We start from the raw sequence: 14,501 nt of genomic DNA on the forward strand, positions 1-14,501 counted from the left end.
GGAAGGCACCATGCAGCAACCCGCCCCCAACGATCCGAGCCAGGTCGGCCACTACCGCGTCGTCGCCCTGTTGGGCTCCGGCGGTATGGGTCGCGTCTACCTCGGGTTGGACCCGTCGGGCTCCCCCGCCGCCGTCAAGGTCGTCCGCGCCGAGTACGCCTACGACCCCGGCTTCCGGGAGCGCTTCGCCCGTGAGCTCGAGCTCGCGCAGCGCGTCCACGGCAACTACACGCCCCGGGTGCTCGCCGCCGACACCACGGGCCAGACCCCGTGGCTGGCCACCGAGTACGTCATGGGCCCCTCCCTCCAGGACCTCGTCCAGGACACCGGCCCCCTCCCCGAGCAGTCCGTGCGCTTCATGGGGCGGGGCATCGCCCAGGCCCTGGAACGCGTGCACGCCACCGGACTGGTCCACCGCGACCTCAAACCCGGCAACGTGATGGTCTCCGCGGCCGGACCGCAGGTGATCGACTTCGGTATCGCCGGCGCCATGGAGGATCCCCGGGGCGACGAGGAGGAGAAGATCACCGGCACGCCGGGGTACATGGCCCCGGAGGCCGTACACGGGGACGGGACCGGTTCGGCCGCCGACATCTTCGCGCTCGGCGGGGTCCTGGTCCACGCGCTCACCGGCAGGGGGCCCTTCGGCGACGGGCACCCCTCCGCCGTCCTCTACCGCATCGGCAACCTGGAACCCGACCTCGACGGCGTTCCGGCACCGCTGCGCGGGATCATCACCGCCTGCCTGGAGAAGGACCCCGACCGGCGACCGAACGCGGCACAGGTCCTCCAGGCTCTCGGCGGCCCCACCGCGCCCGCGGCCTCCGCCGCCGCCTGGCTCCCCCCGGCCGCCGCCGCGCGGATCGACCAGATCGCGCAGGAGTACCGGGACGCGGTCCGGTCGGCCCCCGTCCCCGGCGGGAGGGGCGGCCTCGGCGGACGCCTGCTGATCGCCGGAGCCGCGGCGGTCGCCCTGGCGATGGTCGCCGGGATCGGTGTGTGGGCCGCCCGGGACGCGGGCCTGGGCGCGGGAGACCCGTCCGGGGCCGACCCGGCAGCGGAGGAGTCCCCTCCGCAGCGCGAGACCTGCGACCCCTCCGAGCACCTGGCACCGGAGTTCCAGGAGGCGGCCAACGAGGAGATGACCGCGCCCAACGACGACGGGGGCATGTTCTACACCGGTTTCTCCAGCGACGGCGAGGTCCTCGCGGTCTCCGGGAGCGGCGGTGTCGCCCTGTGGGACTGGCGGAAACAGGAGGAGCTCGCGCTCATCGAGACGGAGATCCCGGACCTGTACGGGCAGCCCTACTTCAGCCCCGACGACTGCCTGCTCGCCTACCCCTCCGACGACGGTGCGCACGTGTACTCGTTGGAGAGCGGGGAGCACACCGTGCTGTCCGAGGGCTACGAGGTCAAGTCGCTCGCCTTCTCCCCCGACGGCAACCGGTTGATCGTCGGGAACTACGACATCACCGTCAACTCCGCCGTCCTCGTGTACGACCTGGAGACGGGGGAGACCGTCACCACCTACACCGCGGACGGCAGCACCGTCCAAGCGATCGCCGTCTCCCCGAACGGCGAGCACGTCGCCGCTCAGGGCACCCTCGACACGGCGACGGTCTGGAACGCCGAGTCCGGGGAGGTCGTCGCCTCCGCCGAGGACGTGCCCCGGCTCAACAGCCGGGCCCTGAACTTCACCGACGAGGAGACCCTCCTCTACCCGGACGTGCACGGGGTGCACAAACAGAACGTCGTCTCCGACAAGGAGGAGGGCACCTCCTTCCTCGCCGAGGACCTGGACGAGGACGTCGTGCTGTTCGACTACCGGTACAGCCTGGAGGCAGACCGGCTGTACGCCACCTACCTCCCGTCCGACTACGACGCGGAGAGGGGGTTCATGAAGGTCTGGGAGTACTCCACCGGCGAGGAGCTGACAGCCGAGGCCGACGAGGGCTTCCTGTGGGAGATCAGCGTCCACCCACAGGGCGAGGTCATCATCGGCGTCCCCGCCTCCGGTAGCGGTGTGTGGGTCGTGGACGCCGTCGAGCTGCGCATCGTCGACCAGTTCCACTGATCGGCACCCCGGGGCGGCGCCGGTCGCCGCCTCCTCGCCCCCGGCGCCGCTCTCCACCGACACGACCGCTCCCGAACCGGGAAGGCCCATGCTCCCTCTCCACCCGCACGACCCGCCCTCCGTCGGCCCCCACCGCCTGTACGCCCGCCTCGGCGAGGACGCCTACGCGCGCGTCTACCTGGGCGCGGCCGGGGTGGAGGACCCGGTGGCGGTGAAGGTCGTCCGGCCGGAGTACGCCACCAGCCCCGCCTTCCGTTCGGCCTTCACCCACCGGGTGGAGTCCGCCCGCGGGCTGGACAGCGCCCACGTGTGCCCGGTGCGCGACGCCGACCTGCGCGGCGCGGTGCCCTGGGCCGCCCTCTCCCGGCCGCTCGGTCCCAGCCTGGCCGATCTGGTCCGCGGGAACGGCCCCCTGCCCGTGGACGCCCTGCATCCGCTCGCCCAGGCCCTCGCCCAGGGGCTGGTCGACCTGCACTCCGCAGGCCGCGCCCACGGTTCGCTGTGGCCGGACGGTGTGCTGCTGTCCGACCGGACCGCGCTACTGGCCGACCCCGGCCTGGAGTGGGCCGTCAACGACACCGGACAGTGCGCCCCGCACCCCGCTTTCACGGCGCCGGAGGGCGGGGCCGCCCCGGCCGCGGACGTGTTCTCCTGGGCCTCCACCCTGTGCTTCGCCGCGAGCGGCGTGGAGGGCCCCGACGGCCTCGCCCGAGTCCCCCTGCAGCTGCGCGGGCTGGTCGACACCTGCCTCAAACTCGATCCGCGGCTGCGCCCCAGCGCACACGACCTGGTGCGGATGCTGGGCGGGCCCGCCGAGCCCCCGGGCTGGCCGCCTCCGACCCGGGCCGCGATCGAAGCGGTCGCCGACGAACAGCGTTCGATGCTGAGCACCGCCGCGGTCACCCCCCGCGGGCCGCACGGGGAGGGTGCCGCGTCCGGACGGGGCCGGGGCCGCCTCCTGGTGGTGGGGACCGGTGCGCTGGCCCTGGTGGTACTCGCGACCGCCGGGGTGGTACTCGACCGCGTTCTGGGGGAAGAGGCTGCGCCCCCGGGCCCGCAGGCCGAGGGAGACGGCGAAAGCGACGGCGGGCTGATCACCGACGCGGGTTGCCTGGACGAGCCGGGGTTCCCGGCACCGGAGCAGCCGGTCCCGGACGACACCGACTTCTGGAAGCCCGGGTTCTCCCCCGACGGGGACGTGCTCGCCGTCACCTCGACCGCAGGACTCACCATCTGGGACTGGCGCGAGGGCGAGGAGGTCGCCCGGCCGACGGAGAACTCCGCCTACGGTGTCCGCCCGGTGTTCTCCCCGGTCGGCTGCACGGTGGCCGCCACCGAGTCCGTCGAGTACGAGGGCCACGAGCACCCGGTGGTCGTCGGGTACACCCACGACCTGCCCGGTGGTACCACCACCGAGCACCTGGGCCCCCAGGAGGGCCCGGACGAGGACGGCCACTGGATGCTGAAACCGAGAGCCATCCAAGACATGGCTTTCTCCCCCGACGGCAGTCGACTGGCGGTGACCATGAACACCACCCACCAGGTGGAGAGCACCGTGGTGATCGACACCGCCACCGGGGAGGCGGGCGAGCCGATGGCCCCGGGCCTGCAGTACGGCACCGTGTTCGTGGACGAGGACCACCTCGCCACCAACGACAGCAGCGAGATCCACGTCTGGGAGGCGGACACCGGGGAGGAGGTCCACGTCATCAGGGGGTCCTCGAGCAGCACACTGGCCGCGGTCCCGGGCCGAACCGAGGTCGCCTACCTCGACGGGGACCGGATCGTCATCACCGACTACACCACCGGCACCGAGGTCGCCTCCTTCACCCGGGGAGAATTCGAGACCGACGACGAACCTCTCCTCGTCGAACTCGTGGTGGACTCCGCGCACGACCGGGTGTACGCGACCTGGCAGGTTGGCACCGGGCCCGGGTCGTGGCGGTACCAGAACTACGTCTGGGACCTGGAGTCCGGCGAGAACCTCGCCGAGGGCAACGAGGAGATCGGCGCCTACAGGACCATCGCCCCGCACCCGGACGGCGAGGTCCTCGCCGCAAGCACCGTCGCTGACAACGAACTGGTCCTGGTCGACCCCGACACCTTCGAAGTGATCGAGCGGCTGGGCTGACAGCGGAGCGGGGTGCCCGCCGAACGGAACCGGGCCCGGGGCCGGAATCCCCGCGAAACCGGGCAGACTGGTGTCCGGTCCCCACCTCGAGGAGCTGAACACACGTGCCTCCCCTGTCGTCCGCCGACCCGGAACACGTCGGCCCCCACCAGGTGCTGTCCCGGCTCGGTGAAGGAGGCATGGGCGAGGTGCTCCTCGTCCGCACCCCTGACGACGGCCTGGCCGCGCTCAAGGTCATCCGGGAAGAGCTCGCACACGACCCCGAGTTCCGGGCCCGCTTCGCCCGCGAGGCACGCACCGCCCAGCGCGTGCGCGGCCCCTTCACCCCGGCTGTGCTCAGCGCCGACACCGAGGGCGCCGTGCCGTGGATGGCGACCGAGTACGTGCCCGGCCCCACCCTCAAGGAAGCCGTCCGGGAACACGGCCCCTTCCCCGAACCCTCACTGCGGGTCCTCGCAATGGGACTGGCCAACGCCCTCCAGGCCATCCACACCGCCGGCCTCATGCACCGCGACCTCAAACCCTCCAACGTCCTGCTCTCGCCGCGCGGGCCCCAGGTAATCGACTTCGGCATCGCCCGCGCCGTCGAGGGCACCGTCCTGACCAGAACCGGGCAGGCCTTCGGCACCCCCGCCTACGCCTCACCCGAACAGGTCATGGGCCACGAGACCAGCCCGGCCAGCGACGTGTTCTCCCTCGCCGGGGTGGTGGTCTTCGCCGCCACCGGCAGACCGGCCTTCGGCACCGGGAAGTCCGCCGCACTCCTGGCCCGGGTCGTGAAAGGGGAGCCCGACCTGGACGGGGTCCCCGAAGCCCTGCGCCCGCTGCTGACCCGCTGCCTGGCCAAGAACCCCACCGAACGACCCACCGCCGACCAGATCGTCCGCACCCTCTCCACCCAACCCCTGCCACCCGCAGAACACGGCTGGCTCCCCACCCCGATCAACCAGTCCATCGAGACACACCGGTCGGCATCCCGCGAGGCGGCCGACGGTGCACCGGCCGCCGCACCGGCCGACGTCCCGGGCACGGACCAGGCGTCGGACGGGACACCGGCCGGGGACGGCCCCGGGGTTTCCGGTACCCCCGCCCCGGTCACCCCTCCCCCGGGCGGCCGGGGCCGCACCGCGCTCATCGTCGGCGCCGCCGCTCTCGCCACCGTGCTGATGGCCGGGACACTCGGCCTCCTGACGGCCGTCCCCCTGCCCGGTGAGGGCACCGACGAGGCCGGTACCTCCACCGAGATCGACGGTGACGGGCGGGACGAGGCCGCGGAGGAGGCCGCGGGCGACGCCCCGGCGGAGCCGTCCGAGGTCTTCGGCGACACCCTCACGGGGGCCTCGTTCGCCCCCGATGGGGAGAGCCTGTACGTCACGGGTACCGACCACCTGGTCGAGGTGGACTGGCGGACCGGCGAGGAACTCCACCGCTTCGACGCACGGCCCAACAGCCTGACCGTGGCCGCGGACGGCACCATCGCGGGCGGCTTCCTCGACGCCCTGGTGGTCTGGGATCCCGACCACGAGATCACCCACTACCTGGAGGAACCGGAGCTCCAGGACTGGAACCTCCCCGACCTGAGCGACGACGGCACCCGGGTGGCGGTCTCGGTCAACGATGCCGAGAACGAGCCCCTGGTACAGGTGTGGGACCTGGATGCGGAGGAGGTGGAGTTCGAACTCGCGACCGAGAGCTACACGCGGCACCCCGACCTGAACGCCGACGCCACCCTCCTGGCCGTCAGCGACTCCGCGGGCACCGGGAGGTCGACCGTGTGGGACCTGTCCACCGAGGAGGCCGTGGTGGAGTTCCCCAACGACGACTTCCCCGCCGTGCCGGGCGAGGAGGCCGGGACGCACTACCTGAAGTACCTGGCCTTCCATCCCACGGATCCCTCGCTGCTCGCCGTCAAGACCAGTAACCGGGACATCGCCCTGTACGACCTGGAAAGCGGGGAGACCTCCCCCTTCGAGGCCCCCGACACCGGCGGCAACGACCTGTACGAGATCCACTTCTCCGCCGACGGGTCCCGGTTGGCCGCCGGCGGGGCGGAGGGCGCCGCCTCCCGGGGCGGCCGGGTGTGGGACACCGCCACCGGGGACCTGCTGACCGGAGAGGGGGTCCAGCTCTACTCACAGGCAGCCTTCCACCCGGAGGGCACGGTGGTCGCGACCATTCCGTCCACTCCCGGCGACGACCGCCTCCTCGTCCTGGACGGCGAGACCTTCGAGGTCCTGCACGAGTTCCCCGGATAACCCGCCCCGTACGGGACACCCCGCCGGACCGGCCGAACGGTCCACCGGAACGGGGCGCCCCCGGGAACCGCCCGCCGACCCCCCGTCCAGAACGAATCCCCCCTCCGGACCGTCACACCGTGCGCCACACACCTCCCGCCCCCATCCGCCTCACGACCGTTAGGAGCCCGGTCCCGTGCTTCCCCTCGCGTCCGACGACCCCACCGGTATCGGCCCCCACCGGCTCCTCGCCCGTCTCGGCGCGGGCGGCATGGGTGAGGTGTACCTGGTCCGCACCCCGCAGGGCCGTCTGGCCGCGCTCAAGGTGGTCAAGGAGGACCTTGCCCGGGACCAGGAGTTCCGGGCCCGCTTCGCCCGCGAGGTGCGTACCGCGCAGATGGTCACGGGGCCGTTCACCCCGGACGTGGTGGACGCCGACTCCCACGCGCCGGCCCCCTGGATGGCGACCGAGTACGTGCCCGGCCCCACCCTCAAGGAAGCCGTCCGGGAACACGGCCCCTTCCCCGAACCCTCACTGCGGGTCCTCGCAATGGGACTGGCCAACGCCCTCCAGGCCATCCACACCGCCGGCCTCATGCACCGCGACCTCAAACCCTCCAACGTCCTGCTCTCGCCGCGCGGGCCCCAGGTGATCGACTTCGGCATCGCCCGCGCCGTCGAAGGAACCGTCCTGACCAAAACCGGGCAGGCCTTCGGCACCCCCGCCTACGCCTCACCCGAACAGGTCATGGGCCGGGGTGTCGGTCCGGCCAGTGACGTGTTCTCCCTCGCCGGGACGGTGGTCTTCGCCGCCACCGGCCGGTCCCCCTTCGGCAGCGGCCGGGCCGCTGAGGTCCTCCCCCGGGTGGTCGGCGCGGACCCGCACCTGGACGGGGTCCCCGAGGCCCTGCACCCGCTGCTGACCCTCTGCCTGGCCAAGGACCCCGCCGAACGACCCACCGCCGACCAGATCGTCCACGCCCTCTCCGACCAACCCCTGCCACCCGCAGAACACGGCTGGCTCCCCACCCCGATCAACCAGTCCATCAGTGCCCACCAGCACCAGGCACACCAGGTCGTCCACGCCGCCCCCGCGGGTTCCTCCTGGGCCGCCGCCGCGCACCGGCCCCCGAAGAAGCGGCGCACCGGCCTCATCGCCGCCGGAGCCGGAACGGCAGCACTCGTCCTCGCGGCGGGCATCGGCCTGGCCGTACTCAGACCCTGGTCCGACGCGAACCCCGACAGTGCCGCCGGGCAGGAGAAGGGCGGAGAGGCCGAGGAGCAGGGGGCCGACGCCAGTGAGGCCCCCGGCAGCCAGGACGACCCGGTCGAGGAGTGGGACGGGGAGACGGGATTCGACTCCTTCGTCAACGACATGGCCTTCACCCCGGACGGTTCCGGGGTGTACGTCCACACCACGGACGCGATGACCCTCTGGGACTGGGAGAGTGGCGATTTCCGGCATCGGTTCGACCCCAAACCCTCCACCTTCGACCTGGCCGACGACGGGACCATGGCCGGTACCTACGCCGACACCACAACCGTGTTCGGCCCCGACCAGGAGGTCCTCGCCCTCTTCGACCTGGCCGAGGAGGATCCCGGGGACATCGAGGAGTTCGGAGCCGTCTCGATCAGCCCGGACGGCTCCCTGGTCGCCATGGCCGTCTTCCACTCGGGCGACCCGCGACTGTACGTGTGGGACTGGGAGGAGGACACCGTCGTGTTCTCCACCGACCACACGGGCCCGGTCGTCGGTACCGACTTCACCCCCGACGGCGAGTACCTGATGGTCAGACAGCAGTACAACGAACCCTTGGTGACGATGTACGACGTGGAGAATCTCGGCGACGAGTCCCCGTCGCCGGAGGGGCCCGGCTGGCCCGCGGCACACTGGAACCGGTACGCCTTCTCCCCCGCCGGACCCGTCGTGGCGGTGGAACTGCCCGACGAGAACATCGCCGTGTACGACTACGAGGCGGACGAGGTCGTCCAGGAGATCGAGACCGAACGCGACTACCTGTGGATGGAGTTCTCATCGGACGGCCGGACCCTCTACTCCGCCGGGCTGAACCTCACCGCCACAGGCCCGTCCGGTGGCCGGGCCTGGGACGTGGCCACCGGGGAGGAGCTGATCTCCGGGGACACCCTCCTGGTCGACATCCTCGCCGTCCACCCCGAGGACGAGGTGATCGCCACCTTCGCCGACGACACCCTGCTCCTCCTCGAGCCCGAAACCCTCGACGTGGTCAACGAGATCAACTGAGACGGCCGTGCACCCCATGACCAACGAAACCCCCGCCCGAATCGGCCCCTACCGGATCATCGCCCCGCTGGGCTCCGGCGGTATGGGCCACGTCCACCTGGGCCTGGGCCCCGGCGACCAGCCGGTGGCGGTCAAAGTGGTACGACCCGAGCTCGCCTACGAACCCGAGTTCCGCGAGCGCTTCGCACACGAGGTCCACCGGGCCGGTCAGGTGACCGGCGGCGACCTCCCCCGGGTCCTGGACGCCGACACCACCGGCCCCTCACCATGGCTCGCCACCCAGTTCGTCCTGGGCCCCTCCCTCCAGGAGATGGTCCGACGGATCGGTGCCCTACCCGAACCCACCGTCCGGTACCTGGGCCGCGCGATCGCCCGGACCCTCGCCCACCTGCACGCCTCCGGGGTGGTGCACCGAGACCTCAAACCCGGCAACGTCCTGGTCGCCGCGACCGGCCCCCGGGTGATCGACCTCGGGATATCCCGGGCCATGGACGAGACCCCGGCAAGCGACTCCTCCGCCTTCGCCGGGACCCCCGGCTACACCGCCCCGGAGACCGCCCGCGGGAAGGAGACCGGCCCAGCCGCCGACGTGTTCGCCCTCGGTGCCGTCCTGGCTTTCGCCCTCACCGGGCGGGGTCCGTTCGGTGACGGCCACCCTTCGGCCGTGATCTACCGCATCGACCACCAGGAACCGGATCTGGGCGGGGTACCGCCGTCCCTGCTCGGCCTCCTCAGGGCCTGTCTGGACAAGGACCCGGCCCGCAGACCCACCGCTGAACAGGCCCTCCAGGCCCTCGGCGGTCCGGTGGCGCCCGCAGTGTCCGCGGGCGCGTGGCTGCCGCAGACCGCCGTCGCCGTCCTGGACGGCTTCGCCCACGACCACCGCACCGTCCTCCGGGCCTTCCTGGAGACCCAGCCGGCCCCCGGAGGAAACAACCGTGGCCGCACCCTCGCCCTGGTCGGCGCCGCCGCGACCACGATGGTCCTGATCGCCGGGGCCGGAGTATGGGCTGTGACAGGGCCGTTCGGCTCCGGCGAGGAGAACGCCGGGTCGGCCCAGGAGAGTGGTTCACCGGAACCGAGAGAGGGCGCAGTCCCGGAGACCTCCCTCCGTGAGCAGTGCGACCCCACCGTCCACCTGGCTCCCGAGTACGTCGAGGCCGCAGCCCCCGAACCAGCGGTTCCCTCCGACGCCGGGTCGGTCCGCTTCTCCAACGACGGCTCGGTCCTCGCGGTACACCTCCAGAACAACGTCGTCCACCTGTGGGACTGGCGGGAGCGGACCGAACTCGCCGCGATCGAACTGTCCGGCGACACCCCCTTCCGGGAGATCGAGTTCAGCCCCGACGACTGCTTCCTCGCCCACGGCTCGGAGGACGGCGCCCACGTGTACTCCTTGGAGACCGGGGAGCACACCGTCCACCTGGAGGGGCGTGACGTCCGCTCCGTGGCCTTCTCCCCCGACGGGACAGCCCTGGCCATGGCCGACCGGACCTTCCAGGACAGCAACGGCGGGGTCTACACGGTGGACCTGGCCACCGGCGAGGACGTCACCCGCTACGAGACCGACAGTCCCCGCGGCCACAGCGTCGTCTACTCCCCCTCCGGCGACCGACTGGCCGCACAGGACGGCCAGGGCGACCTCCGGGTGTGGGACACCGCCGGCGGGGAGGAACTGCACATAGCCCGGAACCTGCCGTTCCCCAGTTTCCGCGCGCTGGACTTCTACACCGAGGACCTCGTCGTCGCGATGCACCCCAGGGGTCCGCTCGTCGTCGACGTCAACCAGGACGAGGGCGGAACCTACTACGAGGCCGACGAGCAACCCGAGGGCGACACCGCCAAGGTCGTGCTGAACCGCGAACACGATCTGCTCTACGCCTTCTACATGACCGAGGCGGACGAGAACGGCGGCGCCACCCTGAGCTACCGAGTACTGAACGTCCGCACCGCCGAGGACGTCACCCCCGAGACGGAGGACGACGGCCTCCCCTTCGCCCTCCTGGACGTGCACCCGGACGGCGACGTCATCGCCACTCTCCCTCCCGACGTGGACGAGGTCCAGATACGGGACGCAGTATCCCTGGAACCCATCGACATCTTCGAGTGAGCCGGACGGACTGACGAGACCCATGCTCCCCCTGCACCCGCACGACCCGCCCTCCGCGGGCTCCTACCGGCTCCTGGCCCGGCTGGGCGAGGACCACCACACCCGCTCCTACCTCGGGGCAGTGCCAGGCAGACCACCGGTCCGGGTGCGCATCCTGCGTTCCGCCCAGGCCACGGACCCGACCTCGCGGTCCACCTTCGCCCACCGGGTGCGGAGCGCGTCCGGACTGGGCGGCCCGCACGTGGCCGCCGTACTCGACGCCGACCTGGACTCCCCGGTCCCATGGGCTGCCACCGAACGCCCGCTGGGGCCGGGCCTGGACGGACTGGTCCGGAACCACGGACCGCTCCCGACCGCCGCCCTGCACTCCTTCGCCCTGGCCACCGCCCAGGGGCTGGCCGCGCTGCACACCGCGCAGCGCGCCCACGGGGCCCTGACCCCCGAAAGCGTTCTACTGACCGGCGACCGTGCGCTGCTGGCCGACCCCGGCCTGCTCCCCTCGTACGAGGCCCACGACAGAGCAGGCGGTGTGTTCGATCCGCCCGAGGGCGGCGGTTCCCCGGCGGGTGACGTGTTCTCCTGGGCAGCGGTCCTGTGCTTCGCGGCCAGCGGGATCGAAGGGCCCCGCGGCCTGGACCGGGTGCCCCTGCAGCTCCGGGGCGCGGTCGACGCCTGTCTTCGGGAGAACGCGAACCTTCGCCCCAGCGCGGTCGACCTGGTCAGTATGCTCGGCGGGACGGCCTCCGCCGCGCCCTGGCCCCCGGAACTGGCTTCGGTGATCGATGTCTCGGCCGTCGCCATGCGCCGGGCACTGCCCGCAGAACCCGCCGCTCCCGCGCCCGGCGGCCGGGGTCGGTTCATCGGTCTGGCCGCCGGGGTGCTGGCACTGACCCTTGTCGTGGCCACCGGCGCCGTCTGGGGTTACGACCGCCTGTTCGCGCTGCCCGAGGAGAGCGCCGATGACGGGGGTTCGGACCCGACGGACGCCGGCCCGGGCGACGTGGCCTGCCTGGACGGGATCGGCTTCTCCGAACCCGGCGGGTGGGAGGGCGAACTCAACGCCGGGGAGGCGGTGTTCTCCCCCGACGGCGACGTGCTGGCCCTGGCCGGGGACGACCACGGGCTCAGTCTGTGGGACTGGCGCGAGGGTGAACTGCTCGCCGTCCCCGCGGAGGGGGCGGACCTGGTCCGTGACGCGGTGTTCTCCCCGGTCGGCTGCCGGGTCTCGGCCGTCCGGGCCGAGGACGTCGAAGAGGCTGAGCGGGAGGAAAGGCCCCCCTACCGACTGGCGACCACCTACGACGTCCCCACCGGACACGCCCAGGACCACCTGGGCGCCCAGCCTGCGCCTCGCCCGGACGGAAGCCGGGAACGCACGTCCGTGTCGGCCAGTGCCTTCAGCCCTGACGGCCGGTGGCTGGCTCTGGGCACTTCCACCAGGTACGAGGTCGACCGGGACGACTCGATCGGGGTGGTGGACGTGGAGACCGGCGAGTTGGTGCGAACCTTCAACGACGGGGAGAGCACCAGTTCCCTGGCCTTCCTCGACGACACCAGGCTCGCCACTTCCGGGAGCGACACCATCACCGTCTGGGACGTGGAGACCGGCGATCCTCTCCAGACCGTCCGCAACGTCGCCTCGCGCACGATGGCGACCGTCCCCGGACGGAACCAGGTGCTCTACGTCAGGAACGGCGAAGTGGTCTGGCACGACCTGGAGGACGACTCCGAGCTGGGCACCTTCCCCCTGGACGACTACGCCGCGATCCCCTTCGGCGCCTACGTCAGGTCGCTGACCCCCGACGTCGAACGCGGACTGGTGCACATCGCCTGGTACCACTCCACCGAGGAGGAGGACCCGGCCGACCGCCGCACCGTCCGCCGTGCCCACCTGTGGGACGTGGAGACCGGCGAGGACCTCCTGTCCGGAAACGAGGACCCCATGCTCCTGGGCGCCGCCTTCCACCCCGAGGTGATCGCCGGGGTCGGTGCCGACGGGAACGTCAACATCATCGCCCCCGACACCCTGGAAATCCTTGACGTCATCGAGTGAGGCGAACACTCCAGACGCCACACGCTCCCCGTCCCCGGGCGTGGTCCGCTATAGCGTGACATCACGCATCCGCCGCCGGAGAGGAACCGCAGCATGCCCAGGAACAAGGCCCGACACGGCGCGATGGCCGCGCTGAACTCGCTGCTCGACAACACCCGCTCCGCCGCCAGCTCCACCACTGCTTTTGGAGCCCCGGTGACCTCCGGGGGCACCACGGTGGTTCCGGTGGCCCGGGTCAGCTCCCTGAGCATCATGGGCGGCGGCACCGGGAACGTCCCGTTCTTCGGCGGTGACGGCGCGGGAGGCACGGGCTGCACTCGTGTACGCCCGTCGGGCTTCCTGGTCGTCACCCCCGAGGGGGCGGCCTTCCGCCCCATCCGCCAGCCCGCCGCGACCCTGGCCATCCCGCTGGCCGTCATCACCGCGGTGGCCGCCACCCGCATCGTCACCGTCTCCGTGCGCGAGGCCCGCCGCCGCAAGCGGATCGCCGCAGCACAGGAGAAACAGCAGGAGTCGGGTCGTTAGGGGGCAGCCCTCAGGGGAGCGAACCCGTCAGGAGAAAGCGGCCTCGACCTCATCGAGCAGGAAGGAGACACAGCTCGGCATCTCGGTCGTCCACTGGGCGGGGCTCTCCACGAGTTCGCCCTCGATCTTGAGGCTCTCCTCCACATCGGATTCCGAGCACGGGATCTCCTCGTCCGCGACCAGCGCGTGGACCGAGCGCACGATCATCAGGTCATTCGTCAGGTTCGGATCGTCACTGAAAACGACCCGCTCAGGAACCCGGTCCATGTCAGAAAGAGGCTGCTCGACGTACTCGGCCACGCCTGGAACCGACTTCCACGGTTCAGGCTCCTCGGGAGCGTAACCATCAGTGTGCAGTCTCAGGACCAGTGTCCGACCGGCCGCTCCGTCCTCGAACATCCCCGCCACAGGTTCATACGAACCGCCGGGAACGTCCCTGGGGCGCGAGACGCCGATCTGGGGCACGGCGTCACTGTCCCAGGAGGCCTCCCAAACGAGCTCCCCGGTCTCACCGCCGAACACGTCGATGCGGGCCGTCCCGTCTCCCGGGCACGCATACGAAGCAACCACCCGCCATCCCAGAGCAGTGACTCCGACTTCTTCGGGGATATCGGATCCGCACGCGTCACCGAGATCCCTTTCCCACTGCACGTCAGTCCCGGCCAGCGGATAGGACACCAGAGCATCGCCCTCCTCGACCCGCACCCTGGACCCGTCGGTCAGCACACCGATGTTCCCCAGCCCCGAGCCCGTTTCCCGGTAGGAATCCCGAACGTCCCCGTTGGCCACGTCGAGCACCACCAACCAGCCGAAGTCGACCGGGCCGACGGACTCGTCGTATCGGACAACGACCGAGGAACCGTCCGCGGTCACGCCCACATCCTTGATGTTCTCCGCCGGATAGCTCCAGGCCTCCGCCACCGGATCCACCGTCACGGACACCACCTCGTCCGGTAGAACCGCCACCGCGCCCGAGTCCGAGACAAGAGGTTCCTGCTCCGGCTCACACCCGCTCCCCGCGAGGAAGCCCCCGACGGCCGCCAGCTCGGTCACGGTCCGAGGTGCACGGGAACCCTCGACCACCGCCTGGTCGCGCACTGTCTCGACCGGG

At 71.6% G+C, this 14,501-nt stretch carries 8 protein-coding genes; 7 read left to right on the forward strand and 1 reads right to left on the reverse strand.

The genetic code is table 11. The features are described 5' to 3' along the window. The first annotated feature begins 10 nt into the window (after positions 1 to 10). The 7 genes from ACUKCB_RS19850 (at position 11) to ACUKCB_RS19880 (ending at position 13,390) form a co-directional block, all read left to right on the forward strand. Positions 11 to 2,074, forward strand: coding sequence for a protein kinase domain-containing protein (locus ACUKCB_RS19850; protein WP_473037101.1), 2,064 nt, complete (start codon positions 11 to 13; stop codon positions 2,072 to 2,074). An 88-nt stretch (positions 2,075 to 2,162) separates the two neighbouring features. Further along, positions 2,163 to 4,205 carry a tyrosine protein kinase gene (locus ACUKCB_RS19855; RefSeq protein WP_473037102.1) on the forward strand — a complete coding sequence of 681 codons (2,043 nt, stop codon included), beginning with the start codon at positions 2,163 to 2,165 and terminating at the stop codon, positions 4,203 to 4,205. 104 nt (positions 4,206 to 4,309) lie between these two features. Then, entirely contained in the window at positions 4,310 to 6,460 is a 2,151-nt protein-coding gene (locus ACUKCB_RS19860) for a WD40 repeat domain-containing serine/threonine protein kinase (protein WP_473037103.1), read from the forward strand. Positions 6,461 to 6,635: 175 nt separating this feature from the next. Next, complete coding sequence (locus ACUKCB_RS19865; protein ID WP_473037104.1) at positions 6,636 to 8,702, forward strand: protein kinase domain-containing protein; 2,067 nt, start codon at positions 6,636 to 6,638, stop codon at positions 8,700 to 8,702. A 16-nt stretch (positions 8,703 to 8,718) separates the two neighbouring features. After that, positions 8,719 to 10,812, forward strand: a complete 2,094-nt coding sequence (locus ACUKCB_RS19870) for a protein kinase domain-containing protein (protein ID WP_473037106.1) — start codon at positions 8,719 to 8,721, stop codon at positions 10,810 to 10,812. 22 nt (positions 10,813 to 10,834) lie between these two features. Further along, a complete protein-coding gene (locus ACUKCB_RS19875; RefSeq protein ID WP_473037107.1) occupies positions 10,835 to 12,865 on the forward strand; it encodes a protein kinase family protein in 2,031 nt (676 codons plus the stop codon). Positions 12,866 to 12,958: 93 nt separating this feature from the next. Continuing rightward, complete coding sequence (locus tag ACUKCB_RS19880; RefSeq protein ID WP_473037108.1) at positions 12,959 to 13,390, forward strand: GerW family sporulation protein; 432 nt, start codon at positions 12,959 to 12,961, stop codon at positions 13,388 to 13,390. A 27-nt stretch (positions 13,391 to 13,417) separates the two neighbouring features. On the opposite strand, the gene ACUKCB_RS19885 is transcribed toward ACUKCB_RS19880, so the two are convergent. After that, the gene (locus tag ACUKCB_RS19885; protein ID WP_473037109.1) at positions 13,418 to 14,443 is read right to left on the reverse strand and encodes a hypothetical protein; all 1,026 of its coding nucleotides are present in this window, start codon (positions 14,441 to 14,443) and stop codon (positions 13,418 to 13,420) included. Between the last annotated feature and the right edge of the window lie 58 nt (positions 14,444 to 14,501).

The organism is Nocardiopsis moroccensis (genome assembly GCF_055763695.1).